Below are 17,930 nucleotides of genomic sequence, written 5' to 3' on the forward strand. Positions count from 1 at the left end.
GGCCATGTCCTTTGCGCGAGGGAAACAACGCAAAGGTTAACAAAAGTCACTTGAAGTTAACAGCCCTGCAAGCTCATTTTGTTAGGGCTTCTAAGTCAGCGCGTCGCACGTGGACTGTAGAGGCAATAGCGCGCTAATCATCCCGGCACGCGCAAGATTCCACCCGACGACCGAATTTTGTTGGTTCGAGGCTGCGTCCCGAGAAGAGGACACCTCGTCGTTTGCCCTGAGTGTGGTTGCCAACCTGTGCCACCGCGGCCGAGCGCAGTGACGAATCCCAGAATCCCCCGGGAATTCAGCGGCTAACGTAACGGTTCAGTTCGACTGTTCGACTGACTGTTGTCCTGCTCATCAAGGGGCGGGATTCGAGCAATACCGTAAGCCAACGCGACGGGAGACATTCTGGCGACGATGGAGACGATCGTGCCGTGGGCCGCATTGTGCGCCGTGATCGAGCCGTACTATCCGAAGGCGGGTAACGGCCGGCTGCCCATCGGCCTGGAACGGACGCTGCGCATCCACTTTTTGCAGCACTGGTTCAACCTGGCGGATCTGGCCTGCGAGGATGTTTTATCGAACAATTGGCTGCCTGGTGGCAGGAACGACGCTGCTTGTCAGCCTGTCCGCTGTGGCGGCGTACCCGGACAAAACGGGCGGCGGCAAGCTCGGCGGCCAGATCCTCACCTGCATGGAAGCGGCCTTGAACAAATCGGCCCGCGAATACAGCCGCTATGGCTCGACCATCCACAAGCAGGTCTACCTCTACGGCGGCCTGGACACAAGCCCGACCGAGTTCAACCGCAACTTCGGCATGGCGTGGGGCATGGGCGGCTGGCTGCTGTTCTCGTTCCTGCAGAAGATCGGGCGCGAGCGGGCCAACGCGCTGAAGCAACGCGTGGTGGCGGGGCTGAAGACCACCTTTGCCAGCCACTACTCGAAAGAGATCTCGCTGGCCGAGGTGCTGCTGGACCTGGACGTGATCGCCGTCTACAACAAGCGCGCGACGGGGGAGAAGTACTTGATCAACCCGAACAAGGGCCTGGCCGGATAAATCACCCCGGGGCGCCTTGCGCGCCCACCGTGTCAAGAATCAGCCCGACGGAAAGCGCGGCACTGGGCGTGGTCGCCACGCTGCTGATCGCCCTTGCGTACCGAGCACTGTCGCTGCAGGCACTGATGAAATCCTTGCGAGGAACTATCGGAATCTTAGGGATGATTCTGCTGATTATCATGGGCGCAACCACGTTCGCCCAGATCCTGACTTTCTCGGGAGCTTCCAACGGAATCGTCGCGGCGATCACGACCATCGGCCTCAGACCGATGGCGATCATTGCCGGCATGATGCTGATTCTGATCTTCCTGGGTATTTTCGTGGATCAAGTAAGCATGATGCTCATCACTATCCCCATTTTTATGCCGATTGTGCAGCAACTAGGCGTCGACACTGTTTGGTTCGGAATCATGTTTCTCGTCTGCATGCAGATGGGCCTGCTGCTGCCCCCACATGGCCTGCTGTTAATGACGATGAAGGGCGTCGCCCCGCCTACCGTGAGCATGGCTCATACGCATCTGGATACGCATGTCGGGGCTTTGATCAGCGACACAGGGAGGCTTCTCGGAACGCTATCGGTCTCGACCGACGCGGCAGGATACCTAGATCTGCTGACATGGGCGAGTTCGTTCGGCCATTTACGCCGCGCCGGGGTTGAAGGGACTGGCACATACGGAGCGGGATTGGCCCGCGTGCTGCGCGATCATGAGATCGAGGTGCTTGAAGTCAATCGTCCCGATCGGGCGATGCGCCGCTCCAGAGGGAAGTCCGATCCCACTGATGCTGAAAACGCCGCGCATGCGGTGCTCGCCGGAAGGGCTACGGCTATTCCAAAGGATCAGTCCGGTGCCGCCAAGGCAATGCGCGCCGTCTCCGTTGCCAGGCGCAGTGCAGTCAAGGCAAAGACACAGGCGATCAACCAGTCACGCGCTTTGCTCGTGAGTGCACCTCAAGAAATCCGTGATCGTCTTCTGAAAGGGAAGACGGCAGAATGCGTTGAGGGTTACGCCCGTCTTCGCTCGTTGGGCAAAACCCCAATGTTGCAAACGCTCACGGCCACGCTGCGGTTGTTGGCGAAGCGTTGGCTGACGCTGGCAGAGGAACTCAAAGCCCTCGATACCATGCTTGATAGCCTGACCAGCCAACATGCCAGGCGGCTTCGCGAAAGATTCGGCGTCGGCCCGCAGACCGCTGCAGTATTGGTTGCTGTAGCGGGTGACAATCCCGAGCGCCTGAAAAGCGAAGCCGCGCTGGCGGCACTCTGCGGCACAAGTCCGTTGCAGGCGTCGTCCGGCAAGACGGTCCGGCATCGTCTAAACAGGGGCGGTGACCGGTCTGCAAACAACGCCCTATGGACTATCGCCATGGTTCGGATGCGCAGCGATCCTCGAACCCGAGCCTATGTCGATCGTCGGACGAAGGAAGGCATGTCGAACAAGGAAATCCATCGCTGCCTGAAGCGGTAGATCGTCCGCGAGCTGTACCCGCTCATCCTGGCCGATCTGGCCGATTCGACGCGTGCCGCTTGACATAGGAGCGTCAATGCGTCAACCGAAAGCCTATGGGGTTCGCTGAAGGTCGCACGACTGCACAGTCGGCACTTCGCGACGCGGCGTGCGGCGATGGATGAAAGCGTCGATTGGCTGGCTTCTACAATGCTCGCCGGCTACATTCGACATTGAACTACGTCAGCCCCATGACGTTCGAGAAGAATTGGGCCGCTGCTCAGCAAGGGAAAGCGGCCTGATGGCCTCGGCTATGGGATTCGTGAAACAGGGGCAAGCTCACCTCTACTATCTTGGCACGTCCTTTCCCATCACGCCGGCCTTTAGCGTTGATGCGGAAGGGTTTCACCAGCGGTTCCACGACAGCGCCAATAAGGCGTGGATGTTCGCAGCACGTGGCACATACGCCTTCAGCAGTCGCACTTCCGTGTACGCAACGGCAGGCTATATCGATAACTGCGGCAACCTCACCTTGTCGTCAATGCCGGCCAAGCCGGCACCAACACCAATGCCGGTGGGAACCAACTCGGCGCCATGGTGGGAATGAAGCACATCTTCTAGCATCCAGTATTCGCAAGGCACCTGCGGGAGCCATCACATGAACACTCCGCTGACAAGGTGCGTGATGGCCACCGCCCGCGCTCTCCGCACGCCTTGGATGCTGTTGTCGAGGTGGTCGAAGCCAAACGTCCAGGCATCGGCCGCATTCGCATGCGGCTCGATACTCCACCGTCCATTCAAAGTCCCCGTTTCTGTTCTGCCGTCGGACGACGCACCGATTCCGTTTGGCAGCCAACGAAGAACTCGAGTCGATCATCGAGAGCACAGGCGCTGAGCAACCGTGCGAAGGAATTCTGTGCGCCAGCTGAAGGGATTCACCTCCGTGATCCACACGGCGATGGCCAGGGCGTGAACGCACTGGCCCTGAAACTCGAACCGCCAACTTCAGAAATTGCCACAGTTATACGGCGCTGGCAGTCCGGCGAATCGGTTCTGAATGTAGGCGAGGGCCAGCGGTATCGACGCAAGAAGCGCGGCGAGGTGCGTGGGTGCCGTGAGCGCTGTGAACTGTACAGTCGCACCACGGTTGCACCAGCTCACGGCCATATCGTGCCCTGCCTGGTACGGCACGATATCGTCGAACTGGGAGTGCACGACGAAAACCGGAACGGTCGGCGGGACGAGCCCCAATTGTTGCTGGTTCACCGGTGAAGCGAGCGGTTGCTCGGCCAGGTGCGCGGGAATCGGGCGACCGTCATTGGTCAGCGTCGAGGTTTGCAAGAGGGCGTGCTGAACAAGCGTCTGGTCCCAGCATTCATTGAGCGCCTGCGAGGCGACCTGCTGGCCGGCTGCGTTGAGCATGTCGAGGAAGCCGGCTTTCGGATAGGCTGCGTTCATACTGTCGAGCATGTACAACAGGACACCCGCGGCCGGCTTGCCATCGAGGTATTGCGCCAATAGTTGGAGGTTAGCCGGGGCGGCGCCGACATAGGCTCCTTTCAACTGTAGATCGGGGGCATAGCTCGTCTGCAGTTCAGCAGCAGCGCCCGACGCCATGCCGCCTTCTGAATAGCCCCAAAAGGCAACCGGCCCCGCAGCCGGCAGAAAAGCCGAAGTCAGGCGCTGCGCCGCACGGATAGAGTCCAGCACTGCATGGCCAAGGGCGTTGCGATTGAGGTAGCTCGGTACCCCTGGCGTGCCCATCGCCTGATAGTCGGGAATAGTCACTCCGTAACCTGCGGTCAAGAGCGTGGCAATCGCAGTGACTTCATATTCCATCGGGCTTGCTGTGGAGACTTGGTAGGAGGGCGCGCACTGGTCGCCCATGCCCTGCGTGCCGACGGCAAAGCCAATGATCGGTCGTGGCCCGGACCCGATCCACGGCAGCACGGGGGTGATCACTGTCCCGGTGACCGCCATGCGTGCGCCGTTGGTGTCCCGGCTGCAGTACATGATGCGCCGTGCCGAATATGGTGTTTGAGTCGGGAGTACGAAGTTCGACGGCTCGTCCTTGATGACGTCGCCATCATTCAAACAATAGGAGGCCAGCGGCAATGGCGGGGCGTAGAAGCCACCCAGGTCAGTGGCCCGCACCGGGGTGGGCAGCATGACCATTGAGACGATGGCAACGATCGCTGCAAAGGCGGCAATCAGGTTACGGTAAAAAAGGATGTGCATGATCTCTCCCTGAGCATGTAATAACTACTCCGCACTTCGCTTCGCTGTCCGAGTACGGCGCGGGCTTGTCGTACCTGAGGGGGGTGACCCCCACCAGTCGCTTGCTGTTTGAGCAAGAAGCGCTGAATGTTTTCGCCGTCCGCTTTCTACAGCTCGTCCTGTGCTGAATGGGTTGCCCACCGACAGTGAGGTTGTGCGACAAATCCAGCATCGCTGGCTCCTGCTTCTTTCGCTGTTAAGGTAGTTCAAATCTCTCTTCACTGAATGTCGCGCGCGGTGACAATTTCGGGTTTTCCCTACTACGGTGTCCTCTATTCACCTGCCTCGAACGGCTTTGCACTAGGCGTTGGCTGGGCGCGCTCGGGGGGCCTCGAACAGATACATCACTGCAGAGTGAGCCTGGCCGACACCGTGCGCCATTCGCGCCCGCAAAAAATGCGTTCATGCCCCATTCCGTTCGCTTGACTTCCCCACCAGCTCGACAGCACCATCCCCTGCGTGCCGTCCTTACATCAGCCTTAACTGCCGGAGGACGTTGCCGGCGGTTCTTCCAAAAGCCTGGCCTTCGCGATTTTGCCCGTTGGTGTCATTGGCAGGGAATCCCGGAATATGATTTGTCGTGGTGCCTTGTAGTCGGCCAGCAGCGTGCGGCAATAATCGATCAGAGATTCCTCTGATGGCCGCGCGCCCGGCTTAGGAACAACATAGTAATGCCCTACTTCTCCGAGCACCGGATCGGGAACGCCAATGCCGGCAACCATGAGCACATCCGGATGGCGCAACAACACATTCTCGACTTCGATTGGGTAGACATTGAAGCCGCCTTGCACATACATCTCCTTGCTTCGGCCCATCAGCGTCACGAGACCATCGTCATCACGACAACCGACATCTCCGGTATGTAGCCACCTGTCGGACAAGGTGGCGGCCGATTCGGCCGGCAAATCCAGATACCCGACAACGGTCAGCTCACCACGGATCCACAGTTCTCCCGGTTCCCCTGCGCCCGCATCGCGCCCGTCAGGGGTCACGATCCGCAATTCGACGCCCGGCAGCGGCTTGCCGACGGAGCGAACAGTCGCCTCGAAATCGCTGTCCCATGGCGACATCAACGCGGCCCCGGAAGTTTCCGACAAGCCGTAGAGATTCATCACTTTTGCCTGTGGAAAAGTTTGCTGAAGTTGCTGCAAGAGTTTGGGGTCCGCATTCGCGCCACCCGTTATCACGAGCCTGACTCGCTGCCGATCGAGCTGGTCAATTGCTTCCTCCCGCAACAGCAGAGTGTGCATGGTTGGCACACCGACGATGATGGTGGGCGGAAATGACAGCATCTCGGAAATGACCTGCTTGGGACTGAAGGCCGGAATCAGCAGGCTGGTGCCTCCGCCCAACAGCATGGCAAGGAAGCCGCAGGTCAGGCCACCGACGTGGTTGAGCGGCAAGGCAAGCGTCATCAGGTCGTCCGGACTCAGCCCCAGGTGGTTGCATTGGGCTGCCGCCGAGGCAAGCTGACTGCGGTGCGTAATCAACGCCCCTTTTGGCCGGCCTGTGGTTCCGGACGTGTAGATGATTACCAGCGGATCTTCCGGAGCTATGCCGGACTGAGCTCGGTCAATCCTGGTCTGCTCTACCACCGTGGCGAGTAGCGAGTCAAACCGCTGGTCAGCCGGCACGGCGGAACTTCCCATGAAGAAGTAGTGCTGCACGGTAGGTAGCCGTTCGCCCATGTTCGCGAAGTAGGCGACGTAATCCATGTCACCCGCCATCGCTGGCGCTATGATCACTCTCACCTTCGCATGGTTGATGATGTATTCGATCTCGCTATCACGGTACCGCACACTGAGCCCGACCAGGATTGCCCCGATCTTCGCCGCCGCCAGGTACGCCAGCAGCCATTCCGGTTGGTTGAGACCAAGCATCCCCAGCCTGTCGCCTTTGCCAAAGCCCAGCTCGAGCAGGCCGCACGCAAGACGATCCGAATCCCGGTCGAGGTCCGCAAACGTGACTGCACGCCCCTGGTAAATCAGTGCGGCCCGGTCCGGTTGCAGGGCCACATTCCGCTTGAGTGCCATCCAGACGCGATCGATGGCGGTCGATTCAATCATGCTCGCTCCCTGATATGCGGGTATGTCCCTGAATGAAGATGCGTCCTGCTGGAGCCACCTGCGGTTCGCGGTCCTCATTCGCGAAGCAGTCTTCATACCGAAGCAGTCTTCATACCGCTTGCGCAGCATGTGCTTCTGGATCTTGCCGGTGGCGGTAGACGGCATCGCATCGATGAACTTCACTGCCTTCGGCACCTCGAACTTGCCGAGGCTGGTGCGGCAGTACTCGGTCAGTTCGGCCTCGCTACAGGCCGCGCCGGGCTTGAGCACCACGAAGGCGCAGATGGCCTCGCTCCAATGAGGGTGGGGCAGACCGACCACCGCTACCGCCGCCACGGCTGGGTGCGCGAGGATAACGGACTCGACCTTGATGCTGGCGACGTTCTCGCCGCCGGTCTTGATCATGTCCTTCTTGCGATCGAGGAACAGTAATTGCCCGCCCTCGTCGATCGTGCCAAGGTCGCCCGTATGGTGCCAGCCGTACCGCTGCGCCGCTTCGGTCGCCGCAGGATCCTTGAAGTAGCCAAGCATGACGTTCGGTCCGCGGTGCACGATCTCGCCCACGTCGCCGGGCATGAGAAGCCTGCCGTCGTCATCCATGATGGCGGTTTCGGAAACTACCGTGGAGACGCCCCAATAGTTCGCATCGCGCGTTGGATGCTCTATCGGCCGGAAGCTCATCGTGACCGGGTAGATCTCGGTCTGTCCTGTGACCAGCATGATGTTGGGGCTTAGTATCGATGCGATCCGGTCCACCAGCGGACGCGGCATCGGCGCCATGGCGTAGATGCAAAGCCGCAGCGACGAGAAGTCCGCCGTGGCCGCCCTGGGATCGGACAGGATGGCCGCGTACATCATCGGCAGCGCCACCAGCACGGAAATCCGCTCCTTGACGACACTGTCGACGACGACGCCCGGCTGGAAGCCCCGTCCAATCACCACGCAAGCGCCGGCGGCGCAGGCCGAGACGGCCACCACATGCTGGCCGCAGTGGAACAGCGGCAGGATGCCCGTCACCACGTCCTGCTCGGTAAAGCCGAAGGTCGAGAGGTTGCCGATCACCGCGCTGTAGACCGAGGCATGCGAATGCACCACGCCCTTCGGGTTACCGGTAGTGCCGCTGGTGTACATGATCAGCGCGGGCTGGTCGCCGTCGATGTCCACCTCCGGAAGCGTGGCAGCGCGACCCTGTGTTAGCGCTGCCAGCGCTGGCAAGCCGGACGCGCTCGACGCACTCGTCATGGTGACTACGACAGGCAGCCCCAGATCCTGCAGTAACGCCGCCATCTGCGGCTGCTGGCAAATGGCCTCGTCTGCAACGATGCAGGAGACTTCGGCATGGCGCAGGATGTAGCCGATCTGCGCCGTGTCGAGCTGGATATTGACCGGCACCCAGACATTGGCTGACTTGTGGATGCCATTGAGCGCAACCAGCATGTCGATCGAATTGGCGCACAGCGTGGCGACCTGGATCCCGCTGCCATGCGCCTCAAGCAGGTAGTGGGCGAACTTCGAGCTGAGTGCGTCCAGTTCGCGGTAGCTCCGGCGTTGCTCGCCATCGACCACGGCAGTGCGCTCTGCGTACTTGACGGCCGTGCGATGCACAATGTCGCCGAGTGCTACGCGGCGAATGCGACGGCTTACTGCCGATGCTTCTGGCACTTGCATCTTTGTCTCCTCTTGATGTTGTAGTGTCCCGCTCTCCCGGCGGAATCAGCCCGCCCGCTGCGCCGCTTGCTCTCTGGCCGCGGCCTCGATCATCGGTTTGACACTGTCGATGGCGCCGCCGCCGTCGCACGGGATGATCGCGCCCGAGATAAATGATGCCGCCGGCGAACCAAGGAACATGGCGAGATTGGCGATGTCTTCGCTGGTGCCCAGCCGCCCAAGCGGAACCATTGCCCGCACCTGCGCCCCGCCTTCCGTGCCCTGCGGCGAAAGCCGGCGCATGCCCTCGGTGTCGGCGATGGGCCCCGGCGAGATGGCATTGACCCGCACGCCGGCGGCGCCCCACTCCATCGCGAGCACGCGCGTGAGCTGGTCCACCCCGGCCTTGGCCGCGCAGACGTGGGCCTGGTAGCGAATCGGGATCGCGCCCTGCGGCGCGGTGATATTGATGACCGAGGCGCCTGGGGTGGCCAGGTAGGGGAAGGCCTGTCGCATCACGTGGAAGGTGCCGTTGAGGTCGATATCGACCACCACCTTGAAGCCGTTGGACGAGAGCTGGTTGAGCTCGGCCAGGAAGTTGCCGGCGGCGCCGGAGACCAGCACGTCAATCTTGCCAAAGCGGTCGTGCGCAGCGCCGAAGGCGCGGCCCACCGCGTCGAAGTCGCGCACATCGGCGGTCGCGCCCAGCACCCCGGCACCATATGACCCCAGCGCGGCGACTGCGGCGTCCACGTTTTCCTGTTTGCGACTGGCCACAGTCACATTGGCGCCGTGCCGTGCGAAGACATGGGCGATACCGAGATTGATGCCAGTTGTCCCGCCGAACACGAAGACGTGGCGGCCGGCGAAGTCAAAGGATACGGTCATGGCAATGTCCTGTCGAAAGCGGCTGGTTACGGGTGCGGGTCAGTGGGCGGCGCGCAGCAATTCTTCGGCGATGATCATGCGGCGGACCTCACTGGTGCCACCGCCGATGGTGGCGAGCTTGGCGTTGCGGTAGTGCCGGTTGACCTCGGTCTCCCAGATAAAGCCGGTGCCGCCGTGGATCTGCACCGCCTTGTCGGTCACGTGCAGCAGCATCTCCCCCACCCGCAGGATCGAGGCTGCGCACAGCTTGTGCAGATCGCCCAGTCCGCCACCGCCCTGCTCCAGCGCGTTGCACGCCATCAGCGCGCGATAGGCCAGCGAACGTGCCGCTTCCAGCTCCGTGTACATGTCGGCCAGCATCGCCTGCACCATCTGGAACGAACCGATCGGCTTGCCGAACTGCTGCCGCGTATTGGCATACTCGAGCGACAGGTCGAGGCAGCGCTGCGCCTCGCCGATGCACGGCAGCGCCAGGAAGGCACGCTCGATATCGAGCCCGCTCATCACCACCGCCACGCCACGGTTCTCGCCGCCGATCAGGTTGCGGGCCGGCACCCGGCACTCGTCGAACACCAGTTCGCCAGTCGGGGCGCCCCGCCAGCCCATCTTGGTCAGTTTCTGCGCGACGCTGAAGCCAGCGAAATCCCTTTCCACGATGAACGCCGAGATGCCCTTGGCACCTTGCGCCGGATCGGTCTTGGCGTAGACCAGAATCACGTCGGCTACCGGCCCATTCGAGATGAACATCTTGCGGCCGTTGAGCACGTAGTCGTCGCCGTCCTTCCGCGCCGTGGTGCGCATGCCGCCCAGCGCATCCGAGCCGGCCCCCGGTTCGGTCAACGCCAGCGCCCCCACCCACTCGCCCGAACAGAGCCGCGGTAGGTAGCGTTGCCTCTGCTCGTCGTTGCCATTGCGCAGGATATTGTTCAGGCAGAGGTTCTCGTGCGGCCCCCAGATGAAGCCGGCGTTGGCGTTCCAGTAACCAAACGCCTCCGCCACCATGCCGGCGGAAAACAGGTCCATGCCGGATCCGCCGTATTCAGGCGGTGCGGTGATACCAAGGTAGCCAGCGGCGCCAAGCCTCGGCATCAATTGCTCCGGGTACCAGTCCTCGTCGTCCATGCGCGGCAGCAGCGGTGCCAGTTCGGCCTTGGCGAAGCGAAATGCCTGGTCGTAGACTTCACGCTGCTCTGGAGAGAGATCGAACTGCGCGGTCGAAAGCGTCATAAGGTCTCCTGTCTCGATGAACTCGCCTCAGATGCGCAGAATGCCTTGCTGGCGCTCGCCGAACGGCGCGTTGAGCGAGGCTGACAGCGCGACTCCCAGCGCGTTGCGCGTATCGACCATATCGAGCACGCCGTCGTCGCGCAGCTCGGAGGTCTGGTAGTACACGCTGTTGCTGCGGGTGTAGTCCTGCTGAATCTGGTCATGGATAGCCTGGATCTCGGCGGGATCGGGCTGCTTGCCTTCCCGCGCCAGCGCGGCGATCTTGATCTGGGACAGCGTCTTGGCGGCCTGCTCTGCACCCATGGTCGCGCACTGCGAATGCGGCCAGGCGAACAGGAAACGCGGATCGTAGCCGCGTCCGGCCATGCCGTAGTTGCCGGCACCGAAGGAGGCATGGCACAGGACGCTGAACTTGGGCACGCGCACATTGCTCTGGACCATGATCATCTTGGCGCCATCCTTGGTGATGCCGCGATGCTCGTAGTCTCGCCCGATCATGAAGCCGGTAATGTTGTGCAGGAACAGCAGCGGCACGCCATCGCGGTCGCACAGCTCCATGAAGTTGGTGGCCTTCTCTGCCGCCTCGCTGAACAGAACGCCGTTATTGGCGAGGATGCCGATCTTGTAGCCCCACAGCCAGGCGTAGCCGCACACCAGTGTGGTGCCGTAGTCGGGCTTGTATTCGTGGAACAGGCTGCCGTCGACCAGGCGCGCGATGACCTCGCGCATGTCGAACTGCTTTTTGATGTCGTCCGGGATGATGCCGTAGAGCTCTTCCGGGTCGTAGTACGGCGCTTCCGGCTCGCGCATGTCCACCGCCTGCTTGGGGCGGCGGCGCAAGGTCCCGACGATCTCGCGCGCCAGTGCGATGCCCTGGGTTTCCGAGTCCACGGCGTAGTCGGCCGTGCCCGAGATGCGTGTGTGCACATCCGCACCGCCCAGTTCGGCCGCGCTGATGTCTTCGCCGGTGGCGGCCTTGACCAGCGGGGGGCCGCCCAGGAAGACGCCGCTGGAGCCGCGCACCATGATCGAGTAGTCGGAGAGCGTGGGCACGTAGGCGCCACCAGCAGTGCAATGGCCCATGGCCACGGCGACCTGCTCCACGCCGGCGGCCGAAAGGCGGCACTGGCTGTAGAACATATGGCCGCCCTCATGGAAGATATCCATCTGCATAGGCAGGTACGCGCCCGCGCTATCGACCAGATGTACGATCGGCAGACGGTTCTCCAGTGCGATCTTGAGCGCTCGGATGGACTTCTTTGCGCCGAGCGGATAGACCGCACCACCCTTAATGGTGCTGTCATTGGCCAGCACCATCACTTCGCGGCCGTTGACCACGCCGATGCCCGAGACCACGCCAGCGCCCTTGATGTGCGCGTCGTACTTGGCATGATTGGCCGCCAGCGGTGAAAGTTCCAGGAACGGGGTGCCGGGATCCAGCAGCAGGTCCAGGCGCTCGCGCACCAGCAGCTTGCCCTGGTCACGCAGGCGCTTGATGTCGCGCTCTGCCCGGTGGTGGCGGACGTCGTGCATTATCGCCAGGAATTCCTCGCGCACGCGCAGGTTGTGCGCACGGTTGGCCTGGAAGGACTCGGAGCGCGTGTTGATACGGGATTCGATGCGGCGCATGTTTACTCCTTCCCTGCTTCGAGCCGCACCAGCAAGGCGTCCCGGTCGAATAGGTCACCCTTTGCACAGGGAATTTCCGCGACCACGCCATCACGGGCCGCTTCCAGGTTGAGTTGCATCTTCATACTCTCGATCACGATCATGGTTTGCCCCGCGTTCACGCGATCGCCCACGGCGACCGCGACCTCGATCACGGTGCCCGGCATGGGAGCCACGCAGCGATCGCCCTCTTCGGCATCGGCGCCACCGCCCCGGAGCGGATCGCGCAGCGTGACGGTCCAGGCACGGCCGAAGGCATGCACATAGGCGGTCTCGCCATGCTGGGCGACCCACACGGCATGGGTGCGGCCGCCCAGCGTGAGCCCCAGCGCGCCGTCCGGCTTGTTCTCCATCGCGACGTCAAACACTGCGCCGTCGACCTCGACCCGGCCGCCACGTGCATCGCGCACCAGCGCGACCTGGTGGCGCGCACCCGCGCCAATTTCCGCTGTCAGCTTCATCAGTTTCTCCAGGCATGCATGGCGCCATGCATCGCAGGCGGCGCAAAGCGTGAATCGGTCAGCGTGCGGTTGGTCAGCAAGGCCGTGGCAAGAACCACGGCAACCTGTTCCTGCGTAGGCGCCGGCACCTGCAGCGCCGGCTTGTGCTCTTCCAGGAAGCTGGTGTAGGTATTGCCGGCGACGAACTCAGGATGGGCCAGTACGCGTTCGAGGTAGGCGGCGTTGGTGGTGACACCTAGCGCAATGGTCTGCTCCAGCACGGCGCGCATGCGTTCAATCGCCTCGGCACGCGTGGCGCCGCGTACGATCAGCTTGGCCAGCATCGGGTCGAACGCCGAAGTCACGGTGTCGCCCTCCTGCACGCCGGCATCCAGTCGGAACTCGTCTGCCTCAGGTGGGCGGAATACCCGCAGCTTGCCGGTGGCCGGCATGAAATCGCGCTCGGCGTCTTCGGCGCACAGGCGGCACTCAATGGCATGTCCCTTTAACCGGACCTCATCCTGGCCAAAGCCCAGCGGTTCGTCTTCGGCAATGCGGATCTGCTCGGCAACGATATCCAGCCCGGTGATCATCTCCGTGACGGGATGCTCCACCTGGATGCGGGTGTTCATTTCCAGGAAGTAGAACGCACCCGAGGTGTCGACCACGAACTCCACGGTACCCGCCGACGCGTAGCCGACGGCCTTGGCGAGCGCCACCGCCTGGGCGCCCATTGCCTGCCGCAGCGGCTCGTCGACAAACGGCGATGGCGCTTCCTCTATCACCTTCTGGTGGCGGCGTTGGATCGAGCACTCGCGCTCGCCGAGGTGAACGATATTGCCGTGGCGGTCGCTCAGGATCTGGATCTCGATATGGCGCGGGCGCTCGATGTATTTCTCGAGAAACACCCGCGCATCGCCGAATGCGGCCTGCGCCTCGCTCGTGGTGCGCTCGAAGGCGGCACGGCAGGCTGCTGGATCCGCGTCATTGATGACGCGCATACCTTTGCCACCGCCACCGGCGCTGGCCTTGAGGATCACCGGAAAGCCGATTCCGGTTGCCACGTCGAGTGCATGGTCGGCATCGCGGATTTCGCCGTCATAACCGGGGATGGTGTTGACCCCGGCCTGCGTGGCGAGTCGCTTGGAGCGGATCTTGTCGCCCATGGCGTCGATCGCATCGGCGCCCGGGCCGATGAAGCGTATGCCCGCGGCGTCGAGCGCGCGGGCGAACTCCGCGTTCTCGGAAAGGAAGCCAAAGCCGGGATGCACCGCATCCGCGCCGGTGGCGCGGCATGCGGCAAGGATATTGTCGATCGACAGGTAGGCGGCCACGGGCGTCGGCCCATCGATGCGGTAGGCCTCATCGGCCAGCCGCGCCGCAAGCGAGTCCTGATCCGCCTCGTGATAAATGATTACCGCGCGCTTGCCCAGGCGCCGGCAAGTGCGGATGATGCGCGCCGCGATCTCGCCGCGGTTGGCGATCAGCACCGTGTTGATGGCAGGCATGGCTGTCAGGCTCCGTTATTCTCGACGTTCTTTGGTTTGTCGCCCGCGGCGTACAGCGCGAGCGGCCCCTGCGCCGTGAGCCAGACGGCCGGTACGCGGACAGGCAGGTCCATCAGCATCTGCGCGTAGCTCTTGCCCTGCGGGTCATAGCGCAGCGAGGCGATACCACCGCCACCCAACGCCCCGGTCAACAGGAAATTCAATGCGTGGAAGCCGGGCAGCTCCCAGCGGCGCACGGCGCCGGTGACGTAGTGCCCGAAGAACGCAACGACCCGTTGCGTGGTCAGTTCCCGGCGTAGCACCGGCAGGAATTCCGGGCGGCGTGCGATGACACCGATATTGGCGTCGTTGCCTTTGTCGCCACTGCGGCCCCACGCCAGGGCGATCAGCGGCACTTCCGCGGCATCCGCGGGCGGAGGTTCATCGGCTACTGCCGCCGGTTCCCGAGGTTCCAGCGGCTGGCCGGCCGCGATCGTCACGGAGGTCGCGGTGCCCTCCAGCTCGACCTGCACCGGCACCCGGCCCTTGTCGAGCAGGAAGGAGAACAGCCGCACCACCGGCGACGGCGACGGCCGTCCGCCGAACAGTCCGGTAGTGCCCTGCGCCATGGCCACGCCGGCCTGAGTCATCTCGCGGCTGAAGACCTCCAGTGCGGCCTTGTCGTCGTGGCGCAGGCCGATCTTCAGCACCACTTCGCGGGCGGAGGCGGCAAAGCGGCCGGTTTCCCCATAGGTATCCTCGGCGCCGATCACCTCGACCGAGGTCTCGCGATAATCGGCGCGTCCGGCCGCTTGGTTCAGGTGGCGCGTGCGCTCGATAATGGCCTCGCCCATACGGCGCGCCTTGGCCGCGGCGTCGCGCCCGGCCACCATGATGGTGGCGATCACGCGCCAGCCGTCGGCGTAGGTGGCGCTGACCTTGTAGGTCGGCGTCGGGGCGCGCCCGCGGGCACCGCTCACTTGCACGCGGTCAGAGCCATCCTGCACCAGTTTTACGTTTGTGAAATCACAGACCACGTCAGGCAGGATGTACGCGGCGGGATCGCCGATTTCGTAGACGATCTGCTCCGCCACGGTGGCGGGCATGACCAGACCGCCGGTGCCAGCCGGCTTGGTCACCGTAAAGGCGCCGTCGGCCGAGCACTCGACGATGGGATAGCCCATGTCTTCCCAGCCCGGCACCTCGGCCCAGTCGGTGAAGAGGCCACCCGTGCACTGCGGGCCGCATTCGATCACGTGGCCGGCCAGGCTGCCGGCGGCCAGCAGATCGTAGTCGGTATCGCGCCAGCCGAATTCATGCATCAGGATGCCGAGCGTTACCGCTGAATCGACGCAACGGCCGGCCAGCACAATATCGGCGCCGGCATCGAGCGCAGTGGCAATGGCGCGTGCACCCAGATAGGCATTGCAGCTCTGCAGGCGCTCGGGGAACCGTGCCCCCGTGAACATTTCAGCCGGCGCAAGCGTCTTGATCTCATCGATGCGCGGCATCAGGTCATCGCCCTCGATCACGGCGATGCGCAGCGCCACGCCGGCCTCTGCTGCCGCCTCTGCAAGCGCCTGCCTGCAGGCGCGCGGATTGACGCCGCCCGCATTCGACACCACGCGAATGCCGCGTGCCGCAATGGCAGGCACCAGCGGAGCCAGGGTCTCGACGAAATCTGGGGGATAGCCGAGCGCCGGGTTCTTCGCCCGTGCCCGGGCGAGCAGCGACATCGTGATCTCGGCGAGGTAGTCGGACACCAGATAGTCAATCTTGCCGCTATGAACCAGTTGAGCTGCAGCGTGTGCGCTGTCCCCCCAAAAGCCGGAGGAGCAGCCGATAGCAACCGTGCGATCACTCATGGCGTCCCCCCTGCACGCTCGCCCAGCGCGGCTTGCGCTTTTCGGTGAAGGCGGCCATGCCCTCTCTCGCTTCTTCGGTGCCGGCCAGCCGCTCGATCATCAGTTCGGCGTAGGCAAGGGTCTGGTCCACTGACATGTCCTGCATCAGGTCAAGCGCCTGCTTGCCCAGTCGCAGTGCATTGGGCGAGTTAGCCTCGATCCGTGCAATGACGTCCGCGACATGGCGGTCCAGTTCCCCGGCTGGCACGGCGCGATTGATCAGGTGGTAGCGCTCCGCCTCTTCGGCGCTCAGGGGCTCACCCAGGAAGGCCATCTCCCAATAGCGGCGCCGTGGCAACTGGCGGATCAGGTAGGTAGTAATCATCATCGGGAACACGCCTACCTTGACTTCAGGCGTACCGAAGCGTGCATGCGCCGCGGCAAGCGCTAGGTCGCAGGCCGAGACCAGCCCCAGACCGCCGCCCAGGGCGCTGCCATTGATGCGCCCGATGATTGGCTTGTGGCAGGCGCGCATGGCCCGGTACACCTGTACCAGCGGATTCTCCACGCGCCCCGTGGAGAACGTGCTCACGGCATCGCCCTTCAGATCAGCCCCTGCGCAAAAGGTGCGATCACCCGCCGCCGTCAGCACCACCGCGCGAATGGAGTCGTCGCGGGCCGCGGCTTCGAACGCCTCGGCCAGTTCCGCGGCCATGGCGCGATTCAGCGCGTTGTGGGTATCGGGCCGGTTCAGGGTAAGCCAAAGCGCGTTGTCCCGGCGCTCGACAAGAATGAATTCAGACATCGACTCTCTCCAATCAGGAAAAGCGCGAAAAATCGGGATCGCGCCGCGCGAAGAAGGCGGCGATGGCTTCCTGCATTTCCTCGGAGGCAAAGCAGGTCTCGAGCGCTTTGCCCTCGGCCGTCATGGCGGCGGCCAGGCCCGCACGGTGGCCCATCCTTAGTAGGCGCTTGCTGGCCCGCATGGAGGCGGGCGGGAGCGCTGCCAGTGCGGCGGCAGTCGCACTGGCCCGAGCCATCAATGCATCTGGAGGCAGGACTTCATTCACGATGCCGGCGCGCAAGGCCTTCTCGGCATCAAAAGGCTGGGCCAGCAGGACCAGCTCGTTCGCCAGTCGCATGCCGGCATGCAGCGGCAGCAGGTAACTGGACCCAAATTCCGGGATGAGGCCAAGTTTTGTAAATGGCAATTGGAACGTCGTCCCGGCGGCTGCGAAAACGAAGTCGCAATGCAACAGAAGCGTCGTGCCGCCGCCGATCGCACTGCCATGCACAGCGGCAACGATGGGCTTGTCGAAGTCGTCCAGGCGCATCAGCAGCCTAGCGAAGGCCGAGCGGACATAGCCCTCTGGCAACGGCCCGGCCTGAAAGCCGTGCAGATCGCCGCCGGCACAAAATGCTTCTCCCTGCGCGCGCAGCACAACCACGCGAGTCTGCTGGTCCTGCTGCGCCTCAAAGAGGCGCTGCTCAAGTTCGCAAAACCACGCCTCGTTCATCACGTTGCGTGCTCCAGGCGCCCCGAACGTCACCGTAAGCACGTGCTCACTGCGTTCCGCACGGAAATTTTGGTTCACGTGTCTCCTCCTTGTAGCCGGCTCTGGCGCGAGTAGCGCGCCACCGCCTGCGGTCTGAGGCAGTCTAGAAGCGCGGAATTAAAAAATCAAGTGATTGGTTTATTTGTAGTCTACACTTCAGACCGTGGTACCGAGGGGAGCTGGGTCAAAAACTTGTCCAGACCGATGACGTCAGGCGCCCCGTCTAGAATGACGCCCGCCCCCAACCAAGTGACATCGAGCAAGAGATATGGCGCGACCGAAACGCGAAGACATTAATGACGTCAATCGCCGCAATGACCTCGTCATCGCGGCG

General features: G+C 63.1%; 11 protein-coding genes and 5 pseudogenes. 6 read left to right on the plus strand and 10 right to left on the minus strand.

The window, feature by feature from the left end; translation table 11 throughout:
- Positions 1-376: 376 nt before the first annotated feature.
- The 6 genes and pseudogenes from RM96_RS38865 to RM96_RS37575 form a co-directional block, all read left to right on the plus strand.
- Positions 377-573 (plus strand): annotated as a pseudogene (locus RM96_RS38865) (IS5/IS1182 family transposase); the annotation flags it as partial.
- Positions 574-643: 70 nt separating this feature from the next.
- Positions 644-1,051 (plus strand): annotated as a pseudogene (locus RM96_RS23620) (NADH oxidase); the annotation flags it as partial.
- A 29-nt stretch (positions 1,052-1,080) separates the two neighbouring features.
- Positions 1,081-1,539, plus strand: a pseudogene (locus RM96_RS40955) (TRAP transporter large permease subunit); the annotation flags it as partial.
- Positions 1,540-1,554: 15 nt separating this feature from the next.
- Positions 1,555-2,514: pseudogene (locus RM96_RS23625) on the plus strand (IS110 family transposase); the annotation flags it as partial.
- A 78-nt stretch (positions 2,515-2,592) separates the two neighbouring features.
- Positions 2,593-2,798, plus strand: a pseudogene (locus RM96_RS38870) (IS3 family transposase); the annotation flags it as partial.
- Entirely contained in the window at positions 2,798-3,103 is a 306-nt protein-coding gene (locus tag RM96_RS37575) for a porin (RefSeq protein WP_238587387.1), read from the plus strand. The pseudogene RM96_RS38870 and the gene RM96_RS37575, both read left to right, overlap by 1 nt.
- 398 nt (positions 3,104-3,501) lie before the next feature.
- On the opposite strand, the gene RM96_RS23630 is transcribed toward RM96_RS37575, so the two are convergent.
- The 10 genes from RM96_RS23630 to RM96_RS23680 form a co-directional block, all read right to left on the minus strand.
- Positions 3,502-4,734: a lipase family protein gene (locus RM96_RS23630; RefSeq protein WP_039014131.1), complete on the minus strand. Its 1,233-nt coding sequence runs from the start codon at positions 4,732-4,734 to the stop codon at positions 3,502-3,504.
- Between the two features lie 518 nt (positions 4,735-5,252).
- Positions 5,253-8,507: a class I adenylate-forming enzyme family protein gene (locus RM96_RS40710; protein WP_338011431.1), complete on the minus strand. Its 3,255-nt coding sequence runs from the start codon at positions 8,505-8,507 to the stop codon at positions 5,253-5,255.
- Between the two features lie 45 nt (positions 8,508-8,552).
- Positions 8,553-9,374: an SDR family oxidoreductase gene (locus RM96_RS23645; RefSeq protein WP_039014132.1), complete on the minus strand. Its 822-nt coding sequence runs from the start codon at positions 9,372-9,374 to the stop codon at positions 8,553-8,555.
- A 39-nt stretch (positions 9,375-9,413) separates the two neighbouring features.
- On the minus strand, positions 9,414-10,601 hold the full coding sequence (locus RM96_RS23650; protein WP_039014133.1) for an acyl-CoA dehydrogenase family protein: 1,188 nt from the start codon (positions 10,599-10,601) through the stop codon (positions 9,414-9,416).
- Between the two features lie 27 nt (positions 10,602-10,628).
- On the minus strand, positions 10,629-12,230 hold the full coding sequence (locus tag RM96_RS23655) for an acyl-CoA carboxylase subunit beta (RefSeq protein WP_039014134.1): 1,602 nt from the start codon (positions 12,228-12,230) through the stop codon (positions 10,629-10,631).
- Positions 12,231-12,232: 2 nt separating this feature from the next.
- Positions 12,233-12,742, minus strand: coding sequence for a biotin/lipoyl-containing protein (locus tag RM96_RS23660; RefSeq protein ID WP_443112272.1), 510 nt, complete (start codon positions 12,740-12,742; stop codon positions 12,233-12,235).
- Positions 12,730-14,217, minus strand: a complete 1,488-nt coding sequence (locus RM96_RS23665; RefSeq protein WP_039014137.1) for an acetyl-CoA carboxylase biotin carboxylase subunit — start codon at positions 14,215-14,217, stop codon at positions 12,730-12,732. The genes RM96_RS23660 and RM96_RS23665 overlap by 13 nt, the downstream gene beginning before the upstream one ends.
- 5 nt (positions 14,218-14,222) lie before the next feature.
- Positions 14,223-16,061 (minus strand): acyclic terpene utilization AtuA family protein, encoded by a 1,839-nt coding sequence (locus RM96_RS23670; protein ID WP_039014138.1) that lies wholly within the window; start codon positions 16,059-16,061, stop codon positions 14,223-14,225.
- Positions 16,054-16,845, minus strand: coding sequence for an enoyl-CoA hydratase-related protein (locus RM96_RS23675; protein WP_039014140.1), 792 nt, complete (start codon positions 16,843-16,845; stop codon positions 16,054-16,056). The genes RM96_RS23670 and RM96_RS23675 overlap by 8 nt, the downstream gene beginning before the upstream one ends.
- Before the next feature lie 13 nt (positions 16,846-16,858).
- Positions 16,859-17,635, minus strand: coding sequence for an enoyl-CoA hydratase/isomerase family protein (locus RM96_RS23680; RefSeq protein ID WP_039014143.1), 777 nt, complete (start codon positions 17,633-17,635; stop codon positions 16,859-16,861).
- Positions 17,636-17,930: the final 295 nt, after the last annotated feature.

This window comes from Cupriavidus sp. IDO (assembly GCF_000812465.1).
Classification (GTDB): domain Bacteria; phylum Pseudomonadota; class Gammaproteobacteria; order Burkholderiales; family Burkholderiaceae; genus Cupriavidus.

Coding starts and splice junctions, on each gene's coding strand:
- RM96_RS40710 (WP_338011431.1), bottom strand. CDS start 8,507: ATGCAAGTGCCAGAAGCATCGGCAGTAAGCCGTCGCATTCGCCGCGTA.
- RM96_RS23665 (WP_039014137.1), bottom strand. CDS start 14,217: ATGCCTGCCATCAACACGGTGCTGATCGCCAACCGCGGCGAGATCGCG.
- RM96_RS23630 (WP_039014131.1), bottom strand. CDS start 4,734: ATGCACATCCTTTTTTACCGTAACCTGATTGCCGCCTTTGCAGCGATC.
- RM96_RS23650 (WP_039014133.1), bottom strand. CDS start 10,601: ATGACGCTTTCGACCGCGCAGTTCGATCTCTCTCCAGAGCAGCGTGAA.
- RM96_RS23645 (WP_039014132.1), bottom strand. CDS start 9,374: ATGACCGTATCCTTTGACTTCGCCGGCCGCCACGTCTTCGTGTTCGGC.
- RM96_RS23670 (WP_039014138.1), bottom strand. CDS start 16,061: ATGAGTGATCGCACGGTTGCTATCGGCTGCTCCTCCGGCTTTTGGGGG.
- RM96_RS23655 (WP_039014134.1), bottom strand. CDS start 12,230: ATGCGCCGCATCGAATCCCGTATCAACACGCGCTCCGAGTCCTTCCAG.
- RM96_RS23675 (WP_039014140.1), bottom strand. CDS start 16,845: ATGTCTGAATTCATTCTTGTCGAGCGCCGGGACAACGCGCTTTGGCTT.
- RM96_RS37575 (WP_238587387.1), top strand. CDS start 2,798: ATGGCCTCGGCTATGGGATTCGTGAAACAGGGGCAAGCTCACCTCTAC.